The 26,474-nt window shown below is 65.0% G+C and carries 24 protein-coding genes; 12 read left to right on the top strand and 12 right to left on the bottom strand.

All coding sequences use genetic code 11. From position 1 onward, the window contains the following. Window positions 1–66: 66 nt before the first annotated feature. The gene (locus tag XH89_RS29275; RefSeq protein WP_194463819.1) at window positions 67–990 is read right to left on the bottom strand and encodes a LysR family transcriptional regulator; all 924 of its coding nucleotides are present in this window, start codon (window positions 988–990) and stop codon (window positions 67–69) included. 91 nt (window positions 991–1,081) lie between these two features. Between XH89_RS29275 and XH89_RS29270 the strand changes: the two genes are divergently transcribed. Beyond that, window positions 1,082–1,525 (top strand): nuclear transport factor 2 family protein, encoded by a 444-nt coding sequence (locus XH89_RS29270; RefSeq protein WP_194463818.1) that lies wholly within the window; start codon window positions 1,082–1,084, stop codon window positions 1,523–1,525. Window positions 1,526–1,656: 131 nt separating this feature from the next. On the opposite strand, the gene XH89_RS29265 is transcribed toward XH89_RS29270, so the two are convergent. Next, complete coding sequence (locus tag XH89_RS29265; RefSeq protein ID WP_194463817.1) at window positions 1,657–2,337, bottom strand: glutathione S-transferase family protein; 681 nt, start codon at window positions 2,335–2,337, stop codon at window positions 1,657–1,659. Window positions 2,338–2,664: 327 nt separating this feature from the next. Then, complete coding sequence (locus XH89_RS29260) at window positions 2,665–3,795, bottom strand: site-specific DNA-methyltransferase (protein WP_301267671.1); 1,131 nt, start codon at window positions 3,793–3,795, stop codon at window positions 2,665–2,667. Between the two features lie 404 nt (window positions 3,796–4,199). Here XH89_RS29260 and XH89_RS29255 point away from each other — a divergent pair, with 404 nt between their 5' ends. Further along, window positions 4,200–5,144 (top strand): neutral zinc metallopeptidase, encoded by a 945-nt coding sequence (locus XH89_RS29255; RefSeq protein WP_194463815.1) that lies wholly within the window; start codon window positions 4,200–4,202, stop codon window positions 5,142–5,144. Between the two features lie 163 nt (window positions 5,145–5,307). Further along, window positions 5,308–5,871, top strand: a complete 564-nt coding sequence (gene moaB, locus XH89_RS29250) for a molybdenum cofactor biosynthesis protein B (protein WP_194463814.1) — start codon at window positions 5,308–5,310, stop codon at window positions 5,869–5,871. Window positions 5,872–5,941: 70 nt separating this feature from the next. Here moaB and XH89_RS29245 read toward each other — a convergent pair whose 3' ends face one another. Together XH89_RS29245 and XH89_RS29240 are read right to left on the bottom strand one after the other, a co-directional pair. Further along, entirely contained in the window at window positions 5,942–6,871 is a 930-nt protein-coding gene (locus XH89_RS29245) for a helix-turn-helix domain-containing GNAT family N-acetyltransferase (protein WP_194463813.1), read from the bottom strand. 64 nt (window positions 6,872–6,935) lie between these two features. Beyond that, entirely contained in the window at window positions 6,936–7,511 is a 576-nt protein-coding gene (locus tag XH89_RS29240; protein WP_194463812.1) for a glycosyl transferase, read from the bottom strand. 337 nt (window positions 7,512–7,848) lie between these two features. Between XH89_RS29240 and XH89_RS29235 the strand changes: the two genes are divergently transcribed. Beyond that, window positions 7,849–8,688 carry an RMD1 family protein gene (locus XH89_RS29235; RefSeq protein ID WP_194463811.1) on the top strand — a complete coding sequence of 280 codons (840 nt, stop codon included), beginning with the start codon at window positions 7,849–7,851 and terminating at the stop codon, window positions 8,686–8,688. Here the strand turns inward: XH89_RS29235 and XH89_RS29230 are convergent. The 3 genes from XH89_RS29230 to XH89_RS29220 are packed head-to-tail and all read right to left on the bottom strand — an operon-like array spanning window position 8,682 to window position 12,440. Next, window positions 8,682–8,834: a hypothetical protein gene (locus XH89_RS29230; protein ID WP_194468743.1), complete on the bottom strand. Its 153-nt coding sequence runs from the start codon at window positions 8,832–8,834 to the stop codon at window positions 8,682–8,684. The genes XH89_RS29235 and XH89_RS29230 overlap by 7 nt on opposite strands. A gap of 32 nt (window positions 8,835–8,866) precedes the next feature. Beyond that, window positions 8,867–10,051, bottom strand: a complete 1,185-nt coding sequence (locus XH89_RS29225; protein ID WP_194463810.1) for an acetate/propionate family kinase — start codon at window positions 10,049–10,051, stop codon at window positions 8,867–8,869. A gap of 4 nt (window positions 10,052–10,055) precedes the next feature. Next, the gene (locus tag XH89_RS29220; protein WP_194468669.1) at window positions 10,056–12,440 is read right to left on the bottom strand and encodes a phosphoketolase; all 2,385 of its coding nucleotides are present in this window, start codon (window positions 12,438–12,440) and stop codon (window positions 10,056–10,058) included. Between the two features lie 210 nt (window positions 12,441–12,650). Between XH89_RS29220 and XH89_RS29215 the strand changes: the two genes are divergently transcribed. From XH89_RS29215 to XH89_RS29200, 4 genes are all read left to right on the top strand, one after another. Beyond that, window positions 12,651–13,823 carry a PA0069 family radical SAM protein gene (locus XH89_RS29215; protein ID WP_194463809.1) on the top strand — a complete coding sequence of 391 codons (1,173 nt, stop codon included), beginning with the start codon at window positions 12,651–12,653 and terminating at the stop codon, window positions 13,821–13,823. A gap of 25 nt (window positions 13,824–13,848) precedes the next feature. Further along, on the top strand, window positions 13,849–14,304 hold the full coding sequence (locus tag XH89_RS29210; RefSeq protein WP_194463808.1) for a VOC family protein: 456 nt from the start codon (window positions 13,849–13,851) through the stop codon (window positions 14,302–14,304). 76 nt (window positions 14,305–14,380) lie between these two features. Continuing rightward, window positions 14,381–15,166 carry a ribonuclease HII gene (locus XH89_RS29205; RefSeq protein ID WP_194463807.1) on the top strand — a complete coding sequence of 262 codons (786 nt, stop codon included), beginning with the start codon at window positions 14,381–14,383 and terminating at the stop codon, window positions 15,164–15,166. Between the two features lie 99 nt (window positions 15,167–15,265). Next, window positions 15,266–16,774 (top strand): glycosyltransferase family 39 protein, encoded by a 1,509-nt coding sequence (locus tag XH89_RS29200; RefSeq protein ID WP_194463806.1) that lies wholly within the window; start codon window positions 15,266–15,268, stop codon window positions 16,772–16,774. 121 nt (window positions 16,775–16,895) lie between these two features. On the opposite strand, the gene XH89_RS29195 is transcribed toward XH89_RS29200, so the two are convergent. Continuing rightward, on the bottom strand, window positions 16,896–17,705 hold the full coding sequence (locus tag XH89_RS29195; protein ID WP_194463805.1) for a uracil-DNA glycosylase family protein: 810 nt from the start codon (window positions 17,703–17,705) through the stop codon (window positions 16,896–16,898). A 136-nt stretch (window positions 17,706–17,841) separates the two neighbouring features. On the opposite strand from XH89_RS29195, the gene XH89_RS29190 reads away from it, so the two are divergent. The 4 genes from XH89_RS29190 to XH89_RS29175 all read left to right on the top strand — a co-directional run bounded on the left by XH89_RS29190 (window position 17,842) and on the right by XH89_RS29175 (window position 23,628). Next, window positions 17,842–19,503: an electron transfer flavoprotein-ubiquinone oxidoreductase gene (locus XH89_RS29190; RefSeq protein WP_194463804.1), complete on the top strand. Its 1,662-nt coding sequence runs from the start codon at window positions 17,842–17,844 to the stop codon at window positions 19,501–19,503. Window positions 19,504–19,810: 307 nt separating this feature from the next. Then, window positions 19,811–21,607: a tetratricopeptide repeat protein gene (locus XH89_RS29185; protein WP_194463803.1), complete on the top strand. Its 1,797-nt coding sequence runs from the start codon at window positions 19,811–19,813 to the stop codon at window positions 21,605–21,607. Window positions 21,608–21,631: 24 nt separating this feature from the next. Continuing rightward, on the top strand, window positions 21,632–22,516 hold the full coding sequence (locus XH89_RS29180; RefSeq protein WP_194463802.1) for a 4-(cytidine 5'-diphospho)-2-C-methyl-D-erythritol kinase: 885 nt from the start codon (window positions 21,632–21,634) through the stop codon (window positions 22,514–22,516). 215 nt (window positions 22,517–22,731) lie between these two features. Beyond that, window positions 22,732–23,628, top strand: a complete 897-nt coding sequence (locus tag XH89_RS29175; RefSeq protein ID WP_246767645.1) for a PHB depolymerase family esterase — start codon at window positions 22,732–22,734, stop codon at window positions 23,626–23,628. Window positions 23,629–23,644: 16 nt separating this feature from the next. Here XH89_RS29175 and XH89_RS29170 read toward each other — a convergent pair whose 3' ends face one another. The 3 genes from XH89_RS29170 to fabF are packed head-to-tail and all read right to left on the bottom strand — an operon-like array spanning window position 23,645 to window position 26,473. After that, window positions 23,645–24,520 (bottom strand): alpha/beta fold hydrolase, encoded by an 876-nt coding sequence (locus tag XH89_RS29170; protein WP_194463800.1) that lies wholly within the window; start codon window positions 24,518–24,520, stop codon window positions 23,645–23,647. Between the two features lie 13 nt (window positions 24,521–24,533). Further along, complete coding sequence (locus XH89_RS29165; RefSeq protein WP_194463799.1) at window positions 24,534–25,166, bottom strand: LysE family translocator; 633 nt, start codon at window positions 25,164–25,166, stop codon at window positions 24,534–24,536. A gap of 44 nt (window positions 25,167–25,210) precedes the next feature. Next, window positions 25,211–26,473, bottom strand: a complete 1,263-nt coding sequence (gene fabF, locus XH89_RS29160; protein WP_194463798.1) for a beta-ketoacyl-ACP synthase II — start codon at window positions 26,471–26,473, stop codon at window positions 25,211–25,213. Window position 26,474: the final 1 nt, after the last annotated feature.

The raw sequence follows: 26,474 nt of genomic DNA, 5'->3' as shown, positions 1-26,474 counted from the left end.
AAAGCGCCGTGCCCACCATCTCTTCATGGCGGCGACAGATGGTGGGCACGCTTCGCTTTGCCCACCCTACCAAAGCTTGCGCCTGGCTTGCTCCAGCTCCCGTCCCGTCTCCAGCATCAGCCGCCGCAGCCAGATCGAGCCCGGGTCCATCTGCGCCCGCGTCGGATAGAACAGGAACTGCTCGTCGATCCCGGGATCGAGCGGCGGCGCGACCGCGACGAGGCCGAGCTGTTTCGACAGCGCCGCGATCAGCCGCCGCGGCACGAAGGCGACGAGGTCGGTGCGGGCGGCGACGTGCAGGGCTTCGAGATAGCCCGACACCACCAGCGCAATGTGCCGCTCGATGCCCTTTGTTCGCAGCCAGGTGTCGATCAGATCCTCAGCATTGCCGCGAATGATCACGCCGACATGGCGCGCGGCCAGGAACGCCTCGCGCCGCTTCAGCTTTGCGCCCATGGGGTGGCCGCGCCGCACTGCCAGCGCGTCGCTGTCGGTATAGAGCAGCTGGCGGTGAAAGCCCTTGAAGGCGTTGCCGATCGAGATCACGAGGTCGATGGTGCGGGCGAACTCGGCGTGAAAGATCGCCGGCCCCCGCCACGGCACCACATCGATGCGGACATTGGGCGCTAGGCGCGTCACCTTCTCCATCAAGGGCGGCATCAGCAGTTCGACCGCCAGATCCGGCATCATCAGGCGAAATGCGCGCTCGCTGCGCGCGGCATCGAACGCCTCGGGCACGAACAGCCCGCGCACCTGGTCGAGCGCCTGCGCCAGCGGGGCACGCAGCGCCTGTGCGCGTGGCGTCAGCTCCATCCGCGCGCCGGTCCGCACCAGCAGCGGGTCGCCAAAGATATCGCGTAGCCGTTGCAGCGCGTGGCTCGTGGCGGGTTGTGACAGGCCGATGCGCATGGCGGCGCGGCTGACATTGGCCTCGCGCAGCAGCGCGTCGAGCGCGCTCAATAGATTGAGATCGAGCGAATTCAAATTCATCAGGTGAATAGATATCATATTTGCTATCGATTTGAAGAATTCTCTTCGTGACGCGATCATCTCCGTGTTGCCACAACAAGGAGATGCCGCCATGAGCGCGAGCGCCAACAAGAAACTGATGCAGGAGATTTTCGCCGCTGCCGCCAGCCCCGATCCGGCCGTTCGCGACCGCTCGCTGTTCGTCGCAAGCCTTGCCGATGACGCCAGATGGATCGTCACCGGGCAGTATTCGTGGTCGCGCACCTTCATGGGGAAGGAGGCGATCATGAATGACTTGCACGGCTATGTGCGCACCCGCCTGCGCGACCGGACGCGAACGGTTGCCGAGCGCTTCGTCGCCGACGGCGACATCGTCGTGGTGGAAGCCAAGGGCGACAACGTCACGCCCGAAGGCGTGCGTTACGACAATGACTATTGTCTCGTGTTCCGGTTAGAGAACGGCAAGATCAAGGAGATCCGCGAGTATTGCGACTCGGTGCTGACCGAGAAGGCGCTCGGCCCGTTTCCGCAAGTGGCTAAGGAGGCCGCGAGCTGAAGGGCAGGACGTGCCGCCTGAGCATGATCCGACATGGTGCGAAACGGCTTTCCGGAAGATCATGCGCAAACAAAGAGCTAAAACAAAAGGCCACGCGCGTGCGCGTGGCCTTTCATCGCGAAGCGGTGTGATCAGGCCATTTTCGTCGTCATGTGCTTGAACATGTTGGCGCGCGCCTCGTCGTCCATCTCGGCCTTGAAGGTGAACTTGTCCTTCAGCGCGATCGCGCGCGCTGCCGCCGGCCGCGCCGAGATCTCGTCGACCAGCCGTTTCACGTTCGGGTAGTGCGCAAAGGCGTCGTCGCCCAGCTTGAACGGCACCATCCGCGCCCAGCCCCACAGCGCCATGTCGACGATCGAATAGGCGTCGCCGACCATGTAGCGGCGGCCTTCGAGATGCGCGTCGAGAATCTTGTAGTGGCGATCGGTCTCGTACTGGTAGCGGTTATGGGCGTAGTCGTGGTTCTGGTCCTTTGGCGCGAAATGCTTGAAGTGCACGGCCTGGCCCGAATACGGGCCGACCCCCGTCGCCACGAACATCAGCCAGGACAGCAGCTCGGCGCGGTTTTGGGGAAGGAACTTGCCGGTCTTCTCGGCGAGATAGAGCAGGATGGCGTTGGAATCGAAAACGATGGTGCCGCCATCGTCGATCGCCGGCACCTTGGCGTTCGGATTGATCTTCAGATAGTCCGGCGTGAACTGCTCGCCCTTGCGCGTGTCGATCTTCACCGGCTCGTAAGCCAGGCCGGCCTCCTCGAGGAAGAGCGCGACCTTGGTCGGATTCGGCGATCCGTTGAAATAGAATTTGAGCATCAATCATCTCCCCGATGTTGGTGGCCGACAGCGAACGCGGTTTGTCGTCAAGAGCGGACGCAGCATCATTGCTGCGACGGCCTTCTCTTGCCTGAACCATGTCCGGGAGGGCAACCGGCGAGATTGCCGTGCGGTACCTGCGCGCGGCGCAGAGCGGCCGGCGTAACAAAGGCCCGATCGTTGCCGTAGAGGCCAAGGCCGTGGCCACGGGCGCGGTGCCGTAGGGTGGGCAAAGCGGAGCGTGCCCACGAATTCCATCAAATCTTGGAGAGACGGTGGGCACGACGCTTCGCGCCTTTGCCCACCCTACTAGAGCGGAAGCTGCGGCTATTCCGCCGCCATGCCGGCGCGGATCTCGGCGCGGAGCTCGTCGATCAGCTTGAGGCCCTTCTTGGTCTCGACGTGCCAGAAGGTCCAGCCGTTGCAGGCCTGCGCGCCCTGCGCCACCGCGCCAATGCGGTGGATCGAGCCGACCTTGTCGCCGAGCATGATGGCGCCGTCGGCACGCACCAGCGCGCCAAGCTTCTTCTTGGCGTCGAACAGCTTCGTGCCGGGCATGATCATGCCGCGCTCGATCAGCTCGGAGAACGCAACACGCGGTGCTTCGCGCGCGGTCATGAAAGGGGCGAGGCTCTCTTCCGGCAGCGGCTCGACCGCGGCGATGCGCGCTTCGGCGGCCTTGGCGTAGGTCTTGTCGCGCTCGAAGCCGATATAGGAGCGGCCGAGGCGCTTGGCGACGGCGCCGGTGGTGCCGGTGCCGTTGAACGGATCGATCACGAGATCGCCGGGCTTGGACGAGGACAGCAGCACGCGCGCGAGCAGGCCTTCCGGCTTCTGCGTCGGATGCACTTTCTTGCCGTCGGCGCCCTTGAGGCGCTCCTCGCCGGTGCAGAGCGGGATCAGCCAGTCGGAGCGCGCCTGCACGTCCTCATTGGCCGCCTTCAGCGCCTCGTAGTTGAAGGTGTAGCCCTTGGCCTTTTCGTCGCGCGCGGCCCAGATCATGGTTTCGTGCGCGTTGGTGAAGCGGCGGCCGCGGAAGTTCGGCATCGGGTTGGTCTTGCGCCAGACGATGTCGTTCAGGAGCCAGAAGCCGAGGTCCTGCATGATCGCGCCGACGCGGAAGATGTTGTGATAGGAGCCGATCACCCAGATCGTCGCCGACGGCTTCATCGCGCGGCGTGCGGCCAAGAGCCAGGCGCGGGTGAAATCGTCATAGGCGGAGAATGAATCGAACTTGTCCCAGTCGTCATTGACGGCATCGACATGGGATTCGTCGGGGCGCTTGAGATCGCCCTTGAGCTGGAGATTGTAGGGCGGATCTGCGAACACCAGATCGACCGAACCCGCCTGAAGCTTCGACATCTCGGCGACGCAATCGCCGAGAATGATGCTGTGCGAGGCAGACTCAAAATTTGTGCGGGGCGCCTTTGCAGACGCCCCGCGACGCGACACTACCATGACTCAAGAACTCTGACTCAGGCGACGCTGTCGGCGACGCGGGACCAAACAACCGACTGACCGTTACATTGGAGCGGCAAAGTAAAAATCGACTTAACCCGCCGCTTCCGTGAGCAGGTCGTCAATCGCGTTGTGCGAGCCGGTGATTGCACGCAATTGCCGTGTTTTGCAGTGTGTTCGGAGTTTTCTCGCGCTGCGCAGACCTTGCGGCGGTCAAATCTCTCTCGGAAAAAAATGCACGACCCTCGGAAAAAATTGCTGATGCAGCGGCGCTGTCGCACTAGGCAATTTTTGCCGGCCACGATATTGATAACGGCAACGGAAATTTTACGTATGTGGCGCGTTGAGCCACAATGTTTCTGCGCTGCCCGATTGACGCCACCAGGACTTAAAGGAAGCCCGCCATGCGCTACGATGATTTCCGCCGCAGCGACGATATCGAGGATCGTCGCGACGATGGCGGCGGGGGATTTGGCGGCGGTGGCGGCGGTGGGTTCGGTCTGCCGATGGGCGGCGGCGGGCTCGGCATCGGCACCATCATCGTGCTCGGCCTGATCGGCTATGCCTTCGGCATCGATCCGCGCATCCTGATCGGCGGTGCCGAGATCCTCGGCGGCGGCGGCCAGGCGCCGAGCTATCAGACCGACCGTCCGTCGTCCCAGGCCAGGCGCGGCGCGCCGACCGACGAGGTGGGCAGCATGATCTCGGGCATCCTCGGCGAAATCGACGATCGCTGGAGCGAGATCTTCCAGGCCTCTGGCCAGTCCTACACCGGCCCGAAGGTCGTGCTGTTCCGCAATGTCACCAATGGCGGCCGTTGCGGCCGGGCCGAGTCGGCGATGGGGCCGTTCTACTGCCCGCCGGATCGCACCATCTTCCTCGATACCGCGTTCTTCCGCGAGGTCGAGACGCGCTTCCGCGGCTGCTCCGGCAAGTCGGCGTGCAATTTCACCACCGCCTACATCATCGCGCATGAGGCCGGCCATCACATCCAGAACCTGCTCGGCATCATCCCGAAGGTGACGCGATTGCAGCAGGCGGCGCAAAGCAAGGCCGAATCGAATGCGCTCCAGGTGAAGATCGAACTGCAGGCCGACTGTCTCTCCGGCATCTGGGTCAACCGCGAGTCGAAGAAGCGTCCGAACTTCCTCGAAGCTGGCGACATCGACGCGGCTCTGACCACGGCGAGCGCGATCGGCGACGATACCTTGCAGCGTCAGGCCACGGGGCGCGTCGTGCCCGATTCCTTCACTCACGGCTCGGCCGCGCAGCGCAAGCAGTGGTTCATGACCGGCTATCAGCAGGGGTCGCTGCAAGCCTGCAATACGTTCGGCGGCGGCGGGCCGTAGTTGCAGGTCACGTGCCCCGGACGCAGCGCAGCGCGCACTGACGCGTGCGCTGCAGAGCCGGGGCCTACAACGTTTGCCGCGCCGGGCGTTTTAGAATGGGTCCCGGCTCTGCGATGCACCGCTGACGCGCTGCATCGCGTCCGGGACACAAGAGGAAGCACCAATGGCCTCCATCGACGAATCCAAACAATTCATTCCGCTCAACATCGCGGTGCTCACCGTGTCCGACACGCGTACGCTCGCCGATGACAAATCCGGCCAGACCCTCGTCGACCGCCTCACGGCGGCGGGCCATCATCTGGCCGCGCGCGAGATCGTCAGCGACGATGTCGAGGCGATCCGCGCCGTCGTCCGCCGCTGGATTGCAGATAGCGGCGTCGACGTCGTCATCACCACGGGCGGCACCGGCTTCACCGGCCGCGACGTCACGCCCGAGGCGATCGAGCCGCTGTTCGAAAAGCGCATGGACGGCTTCTCCATCGCCTTCCACATGCTGAGCCATGCCAAGATCGGCACGTCGACGATCCAGAGCCGCGCGACCGCGGGCGTTGCCGGTGCGACCTACATCTTCTGCCTGCCCGGCTCGCCCGGCGCCTGCCGCGACGGCTGGGACGGCATCCTCGCCGCACAGCTCGACTATCGCACGCGCCCCTGCAATTTCGTCGAGATCATGCCGCGGCTGGACGAACACCTGCGCCGGCCGAAGGCCCAGGGCGCGACGGTGTGATCTCTTTCTTCCTTTCCCCCTTGTGGGGGAAGGTGGCGCTAAGCGCCGGATCTCGCTCGTTGCGAAATGATCAGAGATCCATCTCCCAGGTCTCGCCCATCAGATCGTGCCCAAAGCTGTGATGCGGCTTGGTCGCGACCAGCTCGAAGCCGGCGCTCTTGTAGATGCCGCGTGCCGCGACCAGGATGCTCTGCGTCCATAGCGTCATCCTTTTGTAGCCCCGCTCGCGGGCGCCCTGGATGCATTGCTCGACGAGGGCGCGGCCGACACCGAGCCCGCGTGCTTTCTGCTCCACCTGCAACAGGCGGAGCTTGGCGACCTCGTCGTTGGCCTTGACCAGGAAGATCGAGCCGACCGGCTCGCCACCTAATTCCGCGATCCAGCAATGCTCGCGCGCGGAATCGTAGCTCCTGATGAACTGTGCGCAGATTTCGGCGACCAGCGCCTCGTAGCTGATGTCCCAGCCGTAGTCCGCGGCATAGGCGGCGCCTTGCCGTGAGATGACCCAGCCCATGTCGCCAACACGATGGCTGCGCAGCACGACGGAAGCGGGCTGGCTTCGTCGCTGCTCGAGCACGGCCTCGATGGTTGCCATCGCCTGCGTAAGCCGCGCTGCTTCGCCGGCTGGAAGCTGCGCCAGCATCGCGGCGACCTCGTTTTGCGAGCCGAGGTTCAGCTTGGCGAAGGCCTGGCGGCCCTTGGCGGTGAGGCTGAGCTGGTATTGCCTGCGATCCGCGGGCAGGGGCTTGCGCGTGATCAGCCCCGTTTCGTCGAAGTTCTGGACGATGCGGCTGAGATAGCCGGCGTCAAGGCCAAGCTCGTTTCCGATCTCCTTGGCCGAAACGTCCTCGCGATGCGCGAGCTCATAGAGCACACGCGCCTCGCTGAGCGAAAACGGGCTGTTGCCAAGGTGCTGGTCGAGCACACCGAGCTTGCGCGTATAGAACCGGTTGAAGGCGCGGACCGCGGCGATCTGGTCGTCGGTATCGTTGTCAGGCATGGGGACACCTCGATACTTGCCATTGTCAAATAGTTATTTGACTTTGGCAAGTATTAGATGCGCTTCAACCCACCATGACGATCCGGCTGCGCAGCATTGTCCGGGAGGACCGGCCAAGCCGCCTGAGCAGCCGCGCCTCGGAACGGCGAGCCTGGGGCGGATAGCCTCCGACCCGGTCGTAATGATCGCGTGAGATCAAAAGCCCCTGATCGCCGAAGGGGCCGACCAGCTTGCGCACCACGGACCGCAGCACATCGCGGTAGCCGGTATCGGCATAAGGCGAACGGCTGTAACGAAATACGGCCGCGCGATCCCGGCCGCTGGTTGCGACGGCCTGGATGAACTGGGTGGTCTCCTCGATCCAGCCGGTTTCCAGCACTGCGCCGGCGGGAAGGAACATCAGCCAGGGGGAACGGGCCTGAAGCGCGCCGGCGGCGAGGGCCGCGCCTTGTGAGGATCCCTCATAGCCGATGAAACGGCAGCCTGCGACGTCGGCAACGCGCTCGATGACGCCATTGCGGGTGGCGTCGACCAGCAGGACTTCCTTGATGATCCCCGTGGCGGCACCGGGTACCAGCGCGGCCAGGGTTGCGACCGCCGTCTGCTCGACGCCTTCGGTCGGAATAATAACGCTCAGCATGATCGAGGCTTCGGTGTCTGCAATTCGGGAGAAGCGGAGCTCGTAATGATATTGTCATACACATGGGGAGCTGCCGAGTGCAACTTTTCGGCGGCGCTCCGGCGTGCGATGGTAAATCGCTGCCCGTCCATCGCAGCCGAATATGTCGCGCGCGGGGTGGCAATGTTGCCGAATGTTTCGGCGAAATCTCGGCTTGGCGAGCTTCAAACAGTGCCTTCCTCCGCCGATATCACCGGGGTGGGGCCGCGCTTTCGGCAGGGCTACATTGGCGCTCCGGCATGGCTCTTGCGCAAGGAAGAACGCGCAACCGGCCGAGGCGCCAAGCGAGACATATGCAATGAACGCCGATCAACTTCCCGTTGGCGCGACGCCAACATCGCCGAAACCGGACGCCGCACCGACCTTGCGGATCCGTGCCGTGATGCTCGGCGAACGTATCAACCCGTCGGGACTCGAGATCGGCACACTGGTGTCCTCGACGCCGGCCGCCTTCCGCGTCCACGGCGGGCTTGCCGTGATCTTCCGCTATGGCGTCGTGGTGCTGATCGGCCTCCTTCCTTCGGAGGAGAAGATCGTCATCGACAGTCTCAAGTCGCGCGTGACCGGCGAGCTCAGTCCCTATGAGGAGGAGACCGCGCAGGCCCAGCTTTGCCATGACGAAAGCGCCGAAGCGATCCAGCCCGGCGGGCCGATCAACCTCTCGAAATTTTCCGACGAGCGGCTGCTGTTGATCGCGGACGCTCTTGCCAAGAGCACATCGCTGGCGCGCGACGAGCGGCGTGTGGCTGCGGTCTTCGATGTCATCGAGCCCTTTGCGCGAGAGCTCGCCGAGCAGGGCCGTACGTCGCGGCGGCGCAAGGGCATTCTGCAACTGATCGGCAATGCGCTGCTGGTCCAGCAGCGTGTCGCCGGCCGCGTCGCGGTCGCCGAAAAACCCGATGCGCTCTGGGAGAAGCCGCAGCTCGACCGCCTCTATGCGCGCCTCGAAGACGAGTACGAGCTGAAGGAACGTCTCGACACGCTCGAGCGCAAGCTCACGGTCGTCGCGGAGACGGCCGATGCGCTCACCGACATCATCGACACCCAGCGCTCGCTAAGGCTCGAAATCGCGGTGGTCGTGCTGATCGTGATCGAGGTCGCGATCGGCTGTTTCCAGATCTTTGCCGGCATTCACTGAATTGCAGCGGTGGGCGATGGCGGGACATGGTCGCCGGTTCGCGATTGCCAGGTCGCGATCTCGGCGAGCTCGGCCTCGGGCCGGGTTTCCACCGTCTGGCTGCGTCCGAGATAGAGTTGTCCCGCATCGCCCTCGATCGCTCCCACCTTCGCGCAAGAGATGGCAAAACAACCGATGCTCAACGCGATAATACCGCGACGCAGTGCCGTGCTATCGTCAACTCCTCATTGGTCGAGATCACGAGGACATCCACAGCGCTGTCATTGGCATTGATGCGCTCATGCGCCGCGTCATTGGCCGCAGCGTCGATCCGCACGCCGAGCCAGGCCAGACGATCGCCGATCTCGCTGCGGATGTCCGGCGCGTGCTCGCCGATGCCGCCGGTGAACACCAGGACATCCAATCCGCCGAGCGTGGTGGCCATGACCGCGACCTCTTGCGCGACGCGGAAGGTGAAGAGATCGATCGCTTCCCTCGCGGCGGGCTCGCGGCTTGCGAGCAGCGCGCGCATGTCCGCAGAGATGCCGGAGACGCCGAGCAGGCCGGACTCGTGGTAGAGCAGGTGCTGCACGGCGTCGACCGACATTCTCTCGTGTTGTTGCAGGTAGAGCAGGACGCCGGGGTCGATGGTGCCGCAACGCGTGCCCATCACAAGGCCATCGAGCGGCGTCAGGCCCATCGTGGTGTCGATGCTGCGTCCGTCGCGCAACGCGCAGAGACTCGCGCCGTTGCCGAGATGCGCGATGACGATGCGCCGGCTCGTCAGCTGCGGCGCGATCGCGGCGAGACGGCCTGCAACATATTCGAACGAGAGCCCGTGAAAACCATAGCGCCGGATGCCGCGCTCTTCATAGCGCCTGGGAATGGCGAAGCGGCTCGCCGGCGGCGCGAGGCCGTGATGAAAGGCCGTGTCGAAGCAGGCGATCTGCGTCAGAGCGGGTCGGATTGCCGAAATGGCGCGGACAGGCTCCAGGCAACGCGGCTGGTGCAGCGGCGCCAGCGGCGTCAGCGCCGCAAGCCTTGTCATGACGCCGTCCGTCAGCTCGACCGGGCCTGAATAATCCGGCCCGCCATGGACGACGCGGTGGCCGACCGCGCGCAGCCTGCCTTGCCCGAACCGGCCGTCGACAAAGGCGAGCACATCGGCGAACAGATGGCCGCCTTCGGCATCGGCCTCGTCCTTTCGCTTTTCGAACAGCTTTTCGCCCGTAGGGTCTGTCACGACGAGGCGAGGCTTGTCCTCGTGCTCGTCGAACTGGCCCTTGCAGAGCAGGGCGGGCTCGGCTGCAGAGATATCGAACAGGCCGAACTTGATGCTCGATGAACCCGAGTTCAGGACGAGGACCACTTCTGGCGCCGGCATCGGATCAACCCGTCTTGCCCGGCCAGACCCAGTCGCGGATCTCAGGCATGTCCTCGCCGTGCTCGCGGACGTAAGCCGAATGCTCGATCAGCTTGTCGCGGAGTTGCTGTTTCACCGGCGCGGCCTTGGTCGCGAGACCGGGCACGCGCTCGATCGCCTCGATCGCGAGGTGATAGCGGTCGAGGCCGTTGAGCACGACCATGTCGAATGGCGTCGTCGTGGTGCCTTCCTCGGCAAAGCCACGCACATGCAGGCCGGCATGGTTGGTGCGGTTGTAGGTCAGCCGATGGATCAGATAGGGATAGCCGTGATAGGCGAAGATCACCGGCTTGTCCTTCGTGAACAGGCTATCGAAGTCGCGATCGGAAAGGCCGTGCGGATGCTGCTCCTGCGGTTGCAGCGTCATGAGGTCGACGACGTTGACGACGCGGATTTTCAGATCCGGGAGCGCCTTGCGCAGGAGATCGACGGCCGCGAGCGTCTCCAGCGTCGGCACGTCGCCCGCGCAGGCCATCACCACGTCGGGTTCGCTGCCTGCGTCCTCGTTGCCGGCCCAGGTCCAGATGCCGATGCCGGCATCGCAATGCGTCGCTGCCTCCTGCATCGACAGCCATTGCGGCGCCGGCTGCTTGCCGGCGACGATGACGTTGATGCGGTTGTAGGTGCGTAAGGCATGATCGGCGATCCACAGCAGCGTGTTGGCGTCAGGCGGGAAATAGATGCGGACGATGTCGGCCTTCTTGTTGGCGACGAGATCGACGAAGCCCGGGTCCTGGTGGCTGAAGCCGTTATGGTCCTGGCGCCAGACATGGGAGGTCAGGAGATAGTTCAGTGAGGCAATCGGGCGCCGCCACGGCAGGTGCCGCGTGACCTTCAGCCATTTGGCGTGCTGGTTGAACATGGAATCCACAATGTGGATGAAGGCCTCATAGCAGGAGAAGAAGCCGTGCCGCCCGGTTAGCAGGTAGCCCTCGAGCCAGCCCTGGCAGAGATGCTCGCTCAACACCTCCATCACGCGGCCGTCCTGTGCGAGATGCACATCGTAAGATTCGATCGGCTCCATCCAGACGCGTTCGGTCGCGTCGAACACGGCATCGAGCCGGTTTGATGCGGTCTCGTCGGGACCCATGATGCGGAAGTTGCGCTCCCCGGCGTTGAGGCGGATGACGTCGCGCAGGAATTTGCCGAGCTCGCGCGTGGCTTCTCCGGTCACGCCGCCGGGCTGCGGCACGTCAACGGCAAAACTGCGGAAGTCGGGCAGCTTCAGCTCCTTCTTGAGCAGTCCGCCATTGGCGTGCGGGTTGGCGCCCATGCGGCGATCGCCTTGCGGCGCAAGGGCCTGAAGCTCGGGAATGAGCGCACCGCTCGCGTCGAACAGTCTGTCCGGCTCGTAGCTGCGCATCCAGTCTTCAAGGATCTCTAGGTGCGCGGGGTTCTCGCGGCAGTTCGCGACGGGCACCTGATGCGCGCGCCAAAAACCTTCGACCTTCTTACCGTCGACCTCCTTCGGGCCGGTCCAGCCCTTCGGGCTGCGCAACACGATCATCGGCCAGCGCGGTCGCTCGATCTTGCGTCCGTCGCGGGCGTTCTGCTGGATCGAGCGGATGCTGGCGATCGCGACGTCGAGCGCATCAGCCATGGCCTGATGCATCGCCTTGGGATCGTCGCCTTCGACGAACAGCGGCTCATGGCCGAGCCCACGGAACAGATCGCGGATTTCGTTGTCGGGCATCCGCCCGAGTACGGTCGGATTGGCTATCTTGTAGCCGTTGAGATGCAGGATCGGCAGCACCGCGCCGTCATGCGCGGGATTGAGGAACTTGTTGGAATGCCAGGAGGCCGCGAGCGGGCCGGTCTCGGCCTCGCCGTCGCCGACGACGCAGGCGACGATCAAATCGGGGTTGTCGAACGCCGCGCCATAGGCGTGCACCAGCGCATAGCCGAGCTCGCCGCCTTCATGGATCGAGCCCGGCGTTTCCGGCGCGGCGTGGCTCGGAATGCCGCCGGGGAAAGAGAACTGCCTGAACAGCTTGCGTAATCCGTCCGCATCGCGCGGAATGTTGGGATAGATCTCGCTGTAGCTGCCTTCGAGATAAGTGTTCGCAACCATGCCCGGACCGCCATGACCGGGACCGCAGATATAGAGCACGTTCAGGTCCAGCGCGCGGATGACGCGGTTGAAGTGCGCGTAGATGAAGTTCAGCCCCGGCGTCGTACCCCAATGGCCGAGCAGGCGCGGCTTGATGTGCTCGGGCCGCAGGGGTTCGCGCAGCAATGGATTGTCGAGCAGATAGATCTGCCCGACCGAGAGATAGTTGGCTGCACGCCAGTAGCGATCAAGCAGATCGAGATCGCTGCTTGCTGCGGACGATTGTCGTTGAAATGTCATGATCATGCCGACCTTCACAGGGGATCGTCATCAACCGGGTTCCGGCGAGATCGATCCTTCCGCGGCATCAAACGGGAGCGGGCTCACGCGGTGTTGCGTGAGGTCAAGGGACCGCGCGCGAAGTTTGGGCAGCGCTACTGTGCATGGGGTTGTTTTCGCGTTCTTGATTCTTGTTCTTGATTTGTTCCTTTGTCGTGCTATCTTGAGTGCATGAGTCCAGCTTCTTCTGCTCTCAAGCACCCGCCGGTCACGGCGCCCTCCGAGCCGGCGGGTGCGCCTTCTGATTTCCCTGCCGATTTCCCCGAACTTGGCGTCGCCATCGACCGCGCGCGCCGGCGAGGGCGTGGCGCGCAGTCCAATGCCAGCGGCCGTTATGAGGCCGAGGCCCGTGTCGCCTTCGACGATGGTTGGCAGAGCCTGGAGGAGCTGCCGCCGTTCAAGACCAGCGTCGGCGTCGACACCTCGCGCAAGGTGATCACCCGCAACGATTCGCCCGACATCGGCTTTGACCGCTCGATCAATCCCTATCGCGGCTGCGAGCATGGCTGCGTCTATTGCTTCGCGCGGCCGACGCACGCCTATCTCGGCCTGTCGCCGGGGCTCGACTTCGAGTCGAAGCTGTTCGCCAAGCCCGAGGCGCCTGTTCTGCTCGAGAAGGAACTCGCCGCATCAGGCTACGAGCCGCGGATGATCGCGATCGGCACCAACACCGATCCTTATCAGCCGATCGAGCGCGAGCGCAAAATCATGCGCGGCATTCTCGAAGTGCTGGAGAGCACCGGCCATCCCGTCGGCATCGTCACCAAGTCCGCGCTGGTGACGCGCGACATCGACATTCTCGCGCGCATGGCCAAACGCAACCTCGCCAAGGTCGCGATCTCGGTGACCTCGCTCGATCCGAAGCTGGCGCGCACCATGGAGCCGCGGGCCTCAACGCCGCCGAAGCGGCTGGAGGCACTGAAGCAGCTTTCGGAGGCGGGCATTCCCACCACCGTGATGGTCGCGCCCGTGATTCCCGCGCTGAACGATTCCGAGATCGAGCGCATCCTCGATGCCGCCGCGCATGCCGGTGTCAAGGAAGCCTCCTACGTACTGCTGCGGCTGCCGCTCGAGGTGCGCGACCTGTTCCGCGAATGGCTGATGGCGAACTATCCCGACCGCTATCGCCACGTCTTCACCCTGATCCGCGACATGCGCGGCGGCCGCGACTACGATTCGAAATGGGGCGAGCGGATGAAGGGCACGGGCCCGATGGCCTGGACCATCGGCCGCCGCTTCGAGATCGCCTGCGACAGGCTCGGTCTCAACAAGCGCCGCTCTAAGCTGACCACGGATCACTTTGCGCGGCCGAAACAGAACGGCGAGCAGCTCAGCCTGTTCTGAAGCGCGGACTGGATGAGGTGTGTAAATGAGTCAGCAAGTGCCAACTCCGGTACCGCGATTGACGGTGATCACGCTGGGCGTCAGCGACATCCGCGCCAGCATCGCCTTCTACGACGCGCTGGGCTTTTCGCGCCGGCTGAAGGCGACCGGCGAAGCCGTGGCGTTCTACGACACTGGCGGGCCGGTGCTCGGCCTGTTTCCCTGGGACCAGCTCGCGGGCGACGCTCATTTGCCGGACCAGCCGAGACCCACGACCTTCCGCGGCGTCACGCTCGCCTGGAACTGCGCGTCACGGGAGGAGGTCGATACCGTGCTGGCGTTTGCGCTTGGTCATGGCGCCACGCTGCTGAAGGCCGCACACGAGACCGGTTATGGCGGCTATTCCGGCTATTTTGCCGATCCCGACGGCCACCCCTGGGAGGTCGTGGTCGCGCCCGGTATCGAGGTCGGGGACGACCGGCGGGTGCATCTGGCGGAGTAGGGGGATCGTCTGAATAACGGGAATTGTCCGGGGTTCCCGGTTGCGCAAGGGAGGCCGCTTGCGCACGATCCCGGCCATGATTCGGGACAAGTCTGCCAAGAAGCCGGCCAAGGACGCGCCAGAGAAGGCCGCTGAGAAGAAGGCCGCACCTGCCAAGGCGAGCTTCCGCCGCGAGCGTGCGCTGATCAAGCGCGGCGTCTGGCCGATCGCAGGCTGTGACGAGGCCGGCCGCGGGCCGCTCGCGGGCCCCGTGGTTGCGGCTGCCGTGATTCTCGACCCCGACCGCATCCCGCGCGGCATCGACGATTCCAAGCGGCTGACGGCGGAAGAGCGCGAGAAGCTGTTCGACAAGATATGCGCCACCGCGCAGGTCTCGGTCGCGGTCGCGTCCCCAGCGCGAATCGACCGCGACAACATCCTGCGCGCCTCGCTCTGGGCGCTAAAGCGCGCGATCGTCGCATTGCCCGAGCCGCCTCGCCACGTCTTCGTCGACGGCCGCGACCGCCTCGACACGTCTTGCGACTGCGAGGCCGTGATCGGCGGCGACGGCATCGTGCTCTCGATTGCCGCCGCCTCCATCGTCGCCAAGGTGACGCGCGATCGGCTGATGTGCGCGCTGGCGCTGGACTGTCCGGGCTATGGCTTCGAGCAGCACAAGGGCTATGGCGTGCCCGAGCATCTCGACGCTCTGGACCGCCTCGGTCCCACCATCCACCACCGCAGCTTCTTCGCCCCCGTCGCTGCCGCCCGCGCCAAGCATATGCCCTGGACCGTCGAGCCGGTGCGGGATCTGTTCGAAGTCGCCGAGGTCGAGGTGCTGGTGGAGACGACGGTTGAAATCGATGCTTCGGCAGGCCTCTAAAGTAGACTGCCGTTGCCACGACGCGTGGCGCCCTTTATCAAAACAGATGTGAGCGAATAGGGCCGGCTGGACGGGTTGGCTGCATCTTGCGGGCGTTGCATGCGGTTTACCTCCCTGGTCATCGAGCTCATTCGCGCCCGGCCGCGGCTGATCGTCTGGATTGCCGTGCTGCTGCAGGCCGCGATGTGGCTGCTGGTGGCGCTGTTGTTCTACCGCAGCCCGCCCGGCGGCCTCGCGACCCTGCTGGCCTTCGGCCGCGAGTACCAGGTCGGCACTGATCTTGGCCCGCCGCTATCGATCTGGCTCGCCGACATCGCCTACCGCATCGCCGGTGGCCACATGTTCGGCGTCTATCTCCTCGCCGAGCTCTGCGAGGTCGCGACCTTCATCGCGCTTTATCACCTCGCGCGCGCCGTGGTCGGCACCCAGCAGGCGGTCCTTGCCGTGCTGCTGACCATGACGGTGCTGGCGTTCTCCTCGTCCGCGCTCGACTTCAGTCCCCTGGTCCTCGCGCGGCCGCTGTGGGCGCTGCTGCTGCTGCATTCCTGGCAGATCATCGGCCAGCGTCGCGGCAATGCCTGGTTTGCCTGGTCGATCGAAGCGGGCCTGTTGCTCCTGACCACGCCGGCCGCGATCTTCCTGCTCGCGCTGCTCGTCATCTTTGCACTGTCGACCGCCGGCGGACGCCGGACCTTGCGCGCGCTCGATCCGCTGTTTGCGCTTGTCGTCGTCGCCGTGTTGGCGCTGCCCTATGCGGTCTGGCTGATGCGCGCCCAAACTCTTGTCCTGCCGGCCCTGCCGCAAGTGGCTGACCTCGGTGCCCGTGCGGTCCACACCGCCTGGTTGCTCGGCGGGCTCGTGCTCGGCGCGGTCGCGGTCCCGGTGCTGAGCTTCCTCAACACACCCCTGTTTGCCGGCAAGAGCGAGGAGGCGCCGATCATCTACCGGCCGCCGGTCGAGCCGCTTGCGCGCAATTTCGTCTACTTCTTCGCGCTCGCGCCTGCGCTCGGTGCGGTCCTGATCTCCGGTCTGTTCGGTTTCGAGGCGGTCGTTGGCGGTGCTGGCGTCGTTCTTGTCATGTCGGGCCTCGCTATGGTCGTAGCGGCCGGTGACCTGATCGCCATGCGCAGCGCGCGGATTTTGCGCACGGTGTGGGCGGCGGCCGTGGTGGCGCCCGCCGCCGGCGTCGTGCTGGCCGTGCTGTTCATGCCCTGGACCGGCATCGGCGAGATCGCGACCTCGATGCCGGCTCGCGCGATCTCGGATTTCTTCGACGACAGCTTCGCCCGCCGCACCAATCATCGCCTGCGTGCGGTCGCCGGCGAGACGCAACTTGCGAGCCTGATCACGCTGCATTCCGGTCGGCCGCATCTCTTCATCGATGCCGACCCTGCACGCACGCCGTGGATGTCGTCGGCCAAATTCAGCGAGAGCGGTGGCGTCGTGGTCTGGCGCGCCTCCGATACCGCCGGTACTCCGCCGCCCGAGATTCTGAAGCGCTTCCCCGGCATCGTGCCGGAAGTGCCGCGCGCGTTCGAATGGCTGGTAACCGGCCGTCAGGGATTGTTGCGCATCGGCTGGGCCATCGTCCGGCCGAAGGGGACGTAGCGAACTCTCTCCGTCGTCATTGCGAGGAGCCCTTGCGACGAAGCAATCCAGAGTCTCACTCCGGAAAGATTCTGGATTGCTTCGCTGCGCTCGCAATGACGGGGATAGGCCGTTCTGTCTCTCACGAGCCTTGCGCCAGCGCCTTCGCAATCGACCGCAGATCCTGCCAGGCCAGCCGCTTGTAGGACGGCGAGCGCAAGAGGTACGCCGGGTGGAACGTCGGCAGCGCGCGGATGGTGCGCTGGCCGGTGTCGTAGTCGAACCAGCGCCCGCGCGTGCGCATGATGCCTTCGCGCGTCGACAGCAATGTCTGCGTCGAGGGATTGCCGAGGGTCACCAGCACGTCGGGGTTCACCAGCTCGATATGACGCTGGATGAAGGGCAGGCAGATCTGCGTTTCCTGCGGCGTCGGCGTGCGGTTGCCCGGCGGTCGCCAGGGAATGACGTTGGTGATGTAGGCCGTGGTCCGGTTCAGTCCGATCGCGCCGATCATGAGGTCGAGCAGCTTGCCGCTGCGGCCCACAAACGGCAGCCCCTCGATGTCCTCGTCGCGGCCCGGCGCCTCGCCGACGAACATGATGCGCGCCTGCGGATTGCCGTCGGCGAACACCAGCCGCGTCGCGGTATGTTTGAGCGCACAGCCCTCGAAGTTCTGCATGAGCTCGCGGAGTGCCTCGAGCGTCGGCGCGGTGCGCGCGGCATCGCGGGCCGAGGCAATCGCGACGTCGGGTGCCGGGGCGGCCTCGCCGCGCATCACTGCCGGCGCCGCGACAGGCCTCGCTGTCTCGACCGGCGCTGCGCGAGGGGCCGGTGGCGGGGTGTCTAATTCCGCCAGGCGGTCGATCGGCTCCTCCGTAAGCGCGCAGTCGACACCGGCCTCCAGATAGAAGGCGAGCAGCTCTCGGACGGTGGGTGCGGGCTCGGGGATCATTGGGAAAGTCAGACTATTAGTTCATCTTAAGACGCCTTGCATCCCAGCGGAACGCATTTCCGTGGTTGTCCTACCCGGAAAAATCGGAAACAAGGGGGCGCAAATGATAAGGAACCGTCTCAAGGGCTGAGATCAGATGAGCACCGAAGAACTTCCCCCGCGCGAATCCATGGAATTTGACGTCGTCATCGTCGGCGCCGGCCCCTCGGGCCTGGCCGCGGCGATCCGGCTGAAGCAGCTCAACGCCGACCTCAACGTCGTCGTGGTGGAGAAGGGCTCCGAGGTCGGTGCGCACATTCTTTCCGGCGCCGTGATCGATCCAGCCGGGCTCGACAAGCTGATCCCCGACTGGCGCGAGGATTCGGATTGCACGCTCAAGACCCAGGTGAAGGACGACCGCTTCTTCTGGTTCACCGAGACGGGCTCATTCAAGATCCCGAACTTCCTGATGCCGCCCTTGATGAACAATCATCACTGCTACATCGGCTCGCTCGGCAATGTCTGCCGCTGGCTGGCGCGCAAGGCCGAGGCGCTCGGCGTCGAGATCTATCCGGGCTTTGCGGCGGCCGAAGTGCTCTATGACGACAAGGGCGCGGTGCGGGGCATCGCCACCGGCGACATGGGCATCGGGAGGGACGGCAAGCCCAAGGACTCCTTTACCCGTGGCATGGAGTTGCTCGGCAAGTACACGCTGTTCGCCGAAGGCGCGCGCGGCAGCCTGTCCAAGCAGCTGATCAACAAGTTCGCGCTCGACGCCAAGAGCGAGCCGCCGAAGTTCGGCATCGGCCTCAAGGAGGTCTGGCAGATCGATCCCGCCAAGCATCAGAAGGGCCTCGTCCAGCATGCCGTCGGCTGGCCGCTCAAGAACGACACCGGCGGCGGCCTGTTCTTCTACCATTACGACGAGAACCTGGTGTCGATCGGCTTCGTCGTCCACCTCAACTACAACGATCCCTATCTGTCGCCGTTCGACGAGTTCCAGCGCGTCAAGAGCCATCCCGCCGTGCGCGCCACGCTCGAAGGCGGCAAGCGGCTTGCTTATGGCGCGCGCGCGATCACCGAAGGCGGCTACCAGTCGGTGCCGAAGCTGAGCTTTCCGGGCGGTGCGCTGATCGGCTGTGCGGCCGGCTTCGTCAACGTGCCGCGCATCAAGGGCGTGCACAATGCGATGGGCACCGGCATGCTCGCAGCTGAGCATGTTGCCGTAGCGCTCGGTGCCGGCCGCGCCAATGACGAGCTCGTCGAATACGAGAACGCCTGGCGCGACTCCGTCGTCGGCAAGGACCTCTATCCCGTCCGCAACGCCAAGCCGCTCCTGTCGAAGTTCGGCACCTTCATCGGCGCTGGGCTCGGCATTTTCGACATGTGGTGCAACACGCTGTTTGGCGCCTCGCTGTTTGGCACGGTGTCTCACGCAAAACCTGATCGCGCCACGCTCGACGCGGCCAAGAGCCACGCACCGAAGGCCTATCCGAAGCCCGACGGCAAGATCTCGTTCGACAAGCTGTCCTCGGTGTTCCTGTCCAACACCAACCATGAGGAGGACCAGCCGGTCCACCTGAAGGTTACGGACATGAACCTGCAAAAGACCTCGGAGCACGACGTCTTCGCGGGCCCGTCGAATCGCTATTGCCCGGCTGGCGTCTATGAATGGATCGAGGAGGGCGGCAGCCCGCGCTTCCAGATCAACGCGCAGAACTGCGTCCACTGCAAAACCTGCGACGTGAAGGACCCGAACGGCAACATCACCTGGGTTCCCCCGGAGGGCGGCGGCGGACCGAACTACGAGGCAATGTAGGGCACGCTGGGTCCCAGAGGGTGATCTGGCGCACGTTCGCGTGAGCATCCGGCGGCGGGCAGCCGCCGCCGTCACGATAAGGCCATAGTAGCGGCGTCTTGGGGCGGTCTTGACGGTCACTTGACCGACTCAGGGGCCGATTTGGGGCGTGCGGAGGGGATCGCCCGGTCCGAATCCTTGCGGTGAAGCGCCAAAAGCGGCATTGTCCGGACCCGACGGTTCCGGGTCCCGATGTCGCCGGCCGCGTTTGTGCGCGAGACGGCCTTTTGCTCCAAACCCAGGCACTACCAACTCAAGGCGAGCCCTGATGTTTTCAAATCGTTTCAACCGCTGGACTGCTGCTGCCATCGCCCTTGTCGGCTCTGCGATCGTGGCGGTCCCGGGCGGGGTGCTGGCGCAGACGCCGGATCATCCGGCCGACACTGCGGCGCAGTTTCCGACCCGAAACGATTTGAAGTCGCTCACCACAGCCGGCAGCTATCTCGCTGCCCGTCATGCCAGCGTCGAGCGCGACGCGACCTCGGCAGCCGCCTTCTACCGCTCCGCGCTGCGGACCGATCCCAAGAACAACGAGCTTCTCGACCGCGCCTTCATCTCGTCGGTCGACGATGGCGACATCGAGGAAGCGGTCAAGCTCGCCGAGCGCATCCTCACCATCGACAAGACCAACCGCATCGCGCGCCTCGTGGTCGGCGTCCATGATCTGAAGCTGAAGAAATATCCGAGCGCGCAGAGCAACATCAACCAGTCGGTTCGCGGACCGATCACCGATCTCGTCGCGACGCTGCTGTCCGGCTGGGCCGCCTATGGAGCGGGCGATACCAAGGGCGCGGTTGCGACCATCGACAAGCTGGCGGGCCCGGAATGGTACCCGCTGTTCAAGGATCTGCATGCCGGCATGATCCTCGAGAACGCCGGCAAGGAGAAGGATGCCGGGGTCCGCTTCGAGCGCGCCTACAAGCTCGACGATTCCATGCTCCGCGTCAGCGAGGCCTATGCGCGCTGGCTGTCGCGCAACAAGGATGCCGCCTCGGCGAGCGCGATCTATGAAGCCTTCGACAAGAAGCTCGCCCGCCATCCGCTGATCGTGGAAGGTCTGCGTGAGACCAAGGCCGGCAAGAAGATGCCGTCGCTGGTCGATTCCGCGCAGGCCGGTGCGGCTGAGGCGCTCTACGGCATCGGCGCCACGCTCACCCGCCGCGGCGGCGAGGATCTCGCGCTGGTCTATCTCCAGCTCGCACTCTATCTCCAGCCCAGTCATCCGCTGGCGTTGCTCTCGCTCGCCGACCTCTATGAATCGGTGAAGCGGCCGCAGATGGCCATCAAGATCTATGAGCGGGTGCCGTCGTCTTCGCCCTTAAAGCGCAATGCGCAGATCCAGCTCGCCATTGATCTGGATTCCGCCGACCGCAGCGACGAGGCGATCAAGATCCTCAAGGGCGTGATCTCCGAGGACACCAAGGATCTCGAAGCCATCATGGCGCTCGGCAATCTCGAGCGCGGCCGCAAGAAGTTCGGCGATTGCGGTGCGACCTATTCGCAAGGCATCGACGTGCTGCCGGAGGGCAACGACAAGGCAAACAGCGTCTGGTACTACTATCGCGGCATCTGCGAGGAGCGCTCCAAGGAGTGGGCCAAGGCCGAAGCCGACATGAAGAAGGCGTTGGAGCTCCAGCCCGACCAGCCGCATGTCCTGAACTATCTCGGCTATTCCTGGATCGACCAGGGCGTGAACCTCGACGAGGGCATGAAGATGATCAAGCGTGCCGTCGAGCAGCGCCCCGACGACGGTTACATCGTCGACTCCCTCGGCTGGGCTTATTACCGCATCGGCAATTACGAAGAGGCGGTGAAGAACCTCGAGCGCGCGATCGACCTCAAGCCCGAGGATCCCACCATCAACGACCATCTCGGCGACGCCTATTGGCGCGTCGGCCGCAAGCTGGAGGCCAAATTCCAGTGGGCGCATGCCCGCGATCTGAAGCCCGAGCCGGATGATCTGCCGAAGATCGAGGCCAAGATCGCGAACGGCATGAGCGACGACATCTCGAACTCTTCGGCCGCGCAGGCGGACAAGAAGAAAGACGACGACAAGGGCGGCTAAAGTTGCGTCGAGGGGGCATCGCCAATGTCGGCGTTGGTTGAAGAAGGGCGCGCGAAGGTCAATTTGAGCCTTCGCGTCATTGGCCGTCGCGCTGACGGTTATCATGATCTCGAAAGCGTGGTTGCGTTCGCCGACTGTGCCGACCGGCTCACGCTGGAGCCGGGTGGCGAGCTCAGGCTTGCGACCACGGGGCCGCTTGCGGCGGCCTGCGGCGAGACCTCGGACAATCTCGTGTTCAAGGCCGCCAAGCTGCTGGCAGATGCCGTTCCGGACCTGAAGCTCGGCGCCTTCGCGCTCGACAAGGTCTTGCCGGTTGCAGCCGGCATCGGCGGCGGCTCGGCCGATGCAGCGGCGGCGCTGCGCCTGCTGGCGCGTCTCAACAATCTGTCGCTCGACGATCCCCGTCTTCAGCAGGTCGCGCTGGCAACCGGCGCCGACGTGCCGGTGTGCCTGCTCTCGCGCGCCTGCGACATGACCGGCGTCGGCGAGCAGTTGCTGCCGCTCAAGCTGCCGAGCATGCCCTGCGTGATGGTCAATCCGCGCGTGCCCGTTGCCACCAAGGACGTGTTCCAGGCGCTGGGCCTGCGCAATGGTGAGCTGCTGGTCGGCGCGAGCGATGTGATCGAGGCGCCGGCCTGGCCGGAGGAGGGCGCGTCAATCGCCGACTGGGTCGATATTCTCGAAACGGTGGCCAACGACCTCGAAGCGCCTGCGCTGCGCATCGAGCCTGTCATCGGCGAGGTGCTGGAGGCACTCCGCCAATCCAACGGCGTCAAGCTGGCGCGCATGTCCGGCTCCGGCGCGACCTGCTTTGCGATCTATGGTGCCTCCACCGATGCCCATGCCGCCGCCGAAAAGATCCGTGGGGATCATCCCGGCTGGTGGGTGCATGCGGGGACGTTGAGCTAGCGCATTCACCGCATTATCGGAGCGCTCAGCCGCGCCTGTTTCGCCGCGCCGGCTTGGTGCGCTCACATGTTACATTCCGTGACAGGCAAGCGACCAACTGAGATCAAACGGTACCGGACCTCTACATGGAAGGAGGCTCGGTCGTTCAAGATGCAATCCTGGCGCCAGGCCGCGATGCGCGGCACGTTTTGAGGATGGCCGGTAGGGAGCTTTCGATGAGGTCGTCCCGTCTCGCAGTCGCTTGCATCTGGGTGACAGCGCTGATTTCGCTATCTCTGCCGGCGCGCGCCTTCACGACAGAGATCTTTGTCGACACCCGCGACGGTCCTCGCCACGCCTTGGTGATGCCGGCCGGGGACGGCCCCCATCCAACCGTGATCGTGCTGCACGGAGCTCTTGGCACTGGCGCGGGAACTGCGCGGCTGACGGGCTTTGCCGAAGCTGCTGCACGCCACAGCTTCACTGCGGTATTTCCCGATGGGCTCGATCGCAAATGGCATGATGGCCGCGCCGGCGGGCCCGCAGGACCGGACGATGTCGGCTTCATCAGGAGTCTTGTCGGTCGTCTCATCGCAGACCACCTCGCCGATCGCGATCGCATCTATCTTGCCGGCATCTCGAATGGCGGCATGATGAGTTTTACGCTGCTCTGCAAGGCTCCGGAGCTGTTTGCCGGCGTAGGAACTGTGATCGCCAACATGCCCGCGGGCATCGAGTCCTGTCCGGCCAAGCCTGTGCCTGTGGTCATGATCAATGGGACCGCAGACCCGATGGTGCCCTACAACGGCGGCGGCGTTGGCTTTCGCGGCGGGCGGGGCGAAGTCTGGAGCGTGCGCAAGACAGCGGAGTTCTTCGCCCGTCGCGATGGATGCAGCCAGAGCACCGCCGTCGCGTTGCCGAGCCGCAGCAATGCCGAAGGCACCTCGGTCACCCGGATCTCCTGGCGCGATTGCCGGGTCAATGCCGGTGTCACCCTCTATCGCGTCGAGGGAGGCGGCCACGCCCTTCCGGGCCGTCGCTCGCTTGCGCCGCGGCTGCTAGGCCGCAGCAATTTCGACATTGAAAGTGCCGACGTCATTCTCGACGCATTCGAGCTCGATCGGCCGCTCTAGCCCGCGCCTGGCAAGGCTAGCTCGCACTCTCTTCAGCTAGCCCAAGAAAGCGCCGGATCTCACCCAGAACTTCCTGCGGCTTGTCATGCTGCAGCCAGTGCCCGGCCCCGGCGATGGTCTCGACCCGCGCCTGCTGGAAATAACGCTCCAGACCCGCAGCCTTTGCTCCCGCCAGGAAGCTTTCGCCGGCGTTCAGTAGCAGCGTCGGACAGGCGATGCGCGACCACAGCGCGACGTGATCGTCCGGCCACAGCCGGTGCGGCGCCGATGCACGCTGGTAGGGATCGAACTTCCAGCTATAGGTGCTGTCCGCATTCTGCCGCGCGCCATGCGTGGCGAGGTGCAGCGCGAGGTCGCGAGAGAGCCGCTTGTTGTGCAGCATCATCTGCGCGGCGGCGTCCTCGATGCTCGCATAGCGGCGCGGCGTGCGATCGTGCAGCCTGTCGAGCTGACCGACCCATTTGCCGATGCGCTCATGCACCGGCGGCTTGGGTGCATCAGGCAGCATCGTCACGCCGTCGAGCACGATGAGCTTCTCGACCAGTTCGGGGAACGCCCCCGAGAAGATCAGGCTGACCATGCCGCCCATCGAATGGCCGATGAGCGTCACGCGAGGCGCCGCAATGCTGCGGACGAGCTGGACGAGATCGTAGACATATTCCGTCAGCGCGTAGCTGCCGCCCTTCGTCCAGTCGGAATTGCCGTGGCCACGCAAATCGGGCGCGATCACGTGGAAATGCGGTTGCAGCGAGCGGGCGATGGCGTCCCAGCTCCGGCAATGATCGCGGCCGCCGTGAACCAGGAGGAGGGGCGGCGCGCTCTCGTTGCCCCAATCGGCGTAATGCAGGCGCAGGCCGTGCGATTCATAGAAGCGGCTTTGGGGGAGGAGCATCGCTTGAGATCCGCTATCCATTCGCCGGCCGCCGCGCCAGCGCGAGCGACAGGCCGAGCCCTGCGATGAAGACGCCGGAGCCTTGGGTGAGACGACGCATCAGATGGGGCCGTCCGATCAGCTGCGTACGCGTTGCGGATGCCATCAGCACCACGACGACATCGGCTGACGTGTTCAGCGCCACCGAGATCGCGCCGAGCATGATGAACTGCAGCGTGGGGCTTGCTCCCGCGGGATCGAGGAATTGCGGAATGAAGGCGAGGAAGAACGCCGCGGTCTTCGGGTTCAGCGCCTCGACCAGCACGCCGTCGCAGAAGGCGCGCTTGTCGCCGACGGACTCGCTCTTCAGCGACAGCATGCGGCCGGCGCTACGAAACGTCTTGATGCCGAGCCAGACCAGATAGAGCGCGCCGACGAATTTGACTGCGGCGAACAGCTCGGCGCTGGCGAGGATGATCGCGGAGATGCCGAGGCTGCCCGCGACCACATGAACCAGTCCGCCCAGCGCCGTACCTGCGGTCGACGCAAAGCCGCTCGCGCGTCCTTCCGACAAGCTGCGCGCCGCGACGTAGAAGATGCCGGGGCCGGGAATGGCGGCGACGAGAAATGCCGCAGCAAGGAATAGCCAGAAATTCGGTTCGCTCATCCTGCTTTGGTAGCGATGCTAGGCGCGATTGCAAGCCCTTGTACCTAGACCATGCGGCGGAAGATCACGCTGGCATTCACGCCGCCGAAGCCAAAGCCGTTGGAGATGGCGTTGAGCATCGGCATCGGCCGCGCGCTGCCCGCGACGATGTCGATGCCGTCAGCGTTCGCGTCGGGATTGTCCAGATTGAGCGTCGGCGGCGCGACCTGGTCGCGCAATGCGAGGATGGTGAAGATTGCCTCGAGGCCACCGGCGGCGCCGAGCAGATGGCCGGTGGCCGATTTGGTCGCGCTCACGGCGATACCGCGGTTGCGGCCGAACAGCGCGCCGATCGCGCCGAGCTCGCTCTCGTCGCCGGCGGGTGTCGAGGTCGCATGCGCATTCAGGTGCTGCAGATCCGCGGGCGCAAGCTTTGCCTGCCGCAGCGCGATCTCCATGGCGCGGCGGGCGCCTTCGCCGTCCGGCGGACCTGATGTCATGTGATAGGCGTCCGCCGTCGTGCCGTAGCCGACGATCTCGGCAATCGGCGCCGCGCCTCGCGCCAGCGCATGTTCCAGTTCCTCGACAACCAGAATGCCGGCGCCTTCGCCCATGACGAAGCCGTCGCGGTCGCGATCGAACGGACGCGAGGCGCGGGCGGGCTCGTCGTTGAATCCGCTCGACAGTGCGCGGGCCGCGGCAAAGCCGCCGAGACTGACGATGTCGATGCAGGCTTCCGCCCCGCCGCAGATCGCGACATCGGCTTCGCCCGCGCGGATCATGCGTGCGGCATCGCCGATCGCCTGGACGCCGGCGGCGCACGCCGTGACCGGTGTGCCCAGCGCGCCCTTGTAGCCGTATTTGATCGAGACATGGCCGGCGGCGAGGTTGGCGAGGAAAGAGGGGATCGTGAACGGCGACAGCCGGCGCGGGCCGCGCTGTTCGGTGATGCGTACAGCCTCCGCCATCGCCGGAAAACCACCGACGCCGGAGGCGATGATCGTCGCGGTTCGCTCCAGCGCAGATGCATCCTGCGGCGCCCATTTGGCCTGCGCGACCGCCTCTGCGGCGGCGAGCAGCGCGAACAGAATGAAGCGGTCCATCTTGCGCTGGTCTTTCGGCGCGGCGGCCTCGGACGGATCGAAGCCGCCGTCCGCATCGTCGGCCTTGTCGGGCACGAGACCGGCAATGCGCGCAGGCAGCGCCTGCGACCATTCCGGCAGTGGGCGCAGTCCGCTTTGACCGGCGAGCAGCCGGCGCCAGGATATCTCGACACCGCAGCCGAGCGGCGACACCGCGCCCATGCCCGTCACGACGATACGACGCATG

Origin of the sequence: Bradyrhizobium sp. CCBAU 53340 (assembly GCF_015291645.1) — a bacterium.
GTDB lineage: Bacteria > Pseudomonadota > Alphaproteobacteria > Rhizobiales > Xanthobacteraceae > Bradyrhizobium.
Note: the sequence above shows the minus strand (reverse complement) of the source record. Positions and strands in the feature narration are given on the sequence as shown.

Coding starts and splice junctions, on each gene's coding strand:
- XH89_RS29275 (WP_194463819.1), bottom strand. CDS start 990: ATGAATTTGAATTCGCTCGATCTCAATCTATTGAGCGCGCTCGACGCG.
- XH89_RS29270 (WP_194463818.1), top strand. CDS start 1,082: ATGAGCGCGAGCGCCAACAAGAAACTGATGCAGGAGATTTTCGCCGCT.
- XH89_RS29265 (WP_194463817.1), bottom strand. CDS start 2,337: ATGCTCAAATTCTATTTCAACGGATCGCCGAATCCGACCAAGGTCGCG.
- XH89_RS29260 (WP_301267671.1), bottom strand. CDS start 3,795: ATGGTAGTGTCGCGTCGCGGGGCGTCTGCAAAGGCGCCCCGCACAAAT.
- XH89_RS29255 (WP_194463815.1), top strand. CDS start 4,200: ATGCGCTACGATGATTTCCGCCGCAGCGACGATATCGAGGATCGTCGC.
- moaB (WP_194463814.1), top strand. CDS start 5,308: ATGGCCTCCATCGACGAATCCAAACAATTCATTCCGCTCAACATCGCG.
- XH89_RS29245 (WP_194463813.1), bottom strand. CDS start 6,871: ATGCCTGACAACGATACCGACGACCAGATCGCCGCGGTCCGCGCCTTC.
- XH89_RS29240 (WP_194463812.1), bottom strand. CDS start 7,511: ATGCTGAGCGTTATTATTCCGACCGAAGGCGTCGAGCAGACGGCGGTC.
- XH89_RS29235 (WP_194463811.1), top strand. CDS start 7,849: ATGAACGCCGATCAACTTCCCGTTGGCGCGACGCCAACATCGCCGAAA.
- XH89_RS29225 (WP_194463810.1), bottom strand. CDS start 10,051: ATGCCGGCGCCAGAAGTGGTCCTCGTCCTGAACTCGGGTTCATCGAGC.
- XH89_RS29220 (WP_194468669.1), bottom strand. CDS start 12,440: ATGACATTTCAACGACAATCGTCCGCAGCAAGCAGCGATCTCGATCTG.
- XH89_RS29215 (WP_194463809.1), top strand. CDS start 12,651: ATGAGTCCAGCTTCTTCTGCTCTCAAGCACCCGCCGGTCACGGCGCCC.
- XH89_RS29210 (WP_194463808.1), top strand. CDS start 13,849: ATGAGTCAGCAAGTGCCAACTCCGGTACCGCGATTGACGGTGATCACG.
- XH89_RS29205 (WP_194463807.1), top strand. CDS start 14,381: ATGATTCGGGACAAGTCTGCCAAGAAGCCGGCCAAGGACGCGCCAGAG.
- XH89_RS29200 (WP_194463806.1), top strand. CDS start 15,266: ATGCGGTTTACCTCCCTGGTCATCGAGCTCATTCGCGCCCGGCCGCGG.
- XH89_RS29195 (WP_194463805.1), bottom strand. CDS start 17,705: ATGATCCCCGAGCCCGCACCCACCGTCCGAGAGCTGCTCGCCTTCTAT.
- XH89_RS29190 (WP_194463804.1), top strand. CDS start 17,842: ATGAGCACCGAAGAACTTCCCCCGCGCGAATCCATGGAATTTGACGTC.
- XH89_RS29185 (WP_194463803.1), top strand. CDS start 19,811: ATGTTTTCAAATCGTTTCAACCGCTGGACTGCTGCTGCCATCGCCCTT.
- XH89_RS29180 (WP_194463802.1), top strand. CDS start 21,632: ATGTCGGCGTTGGTTGAAGAAGGGCGCGCGAAGGTCAATTTGAGCCTT.
- XH89_RS29175 (WP_246767645.1), top strand. CDS start 22,732: ATGAGGTCGTCCCGTCTCGCAGTCGCTTGCATCTGGGTGACAGCGCTG.
- XH89_RS29170 (WP_194463800.1), bottom strand. CDS start 24,520: ATGCTCCTCCCCCAAAGCCGCTTCTATGAATCGCACGGCCTGCGCCTG.
- XH89_RS29165 (WP_194463799.1), bottom strand. CDS start 25,166: ATGAGCGAACCGAATTTCTGGCTATTCCTTGCTGCGGCATTTCTCGTC.
- fabF (WP_194463798.1), bottom strand. CDS start 26,473: ATGCGTCGTATCGTCGTGACGGGCATGGGCGCGGTGTCGCCGCTCGGC.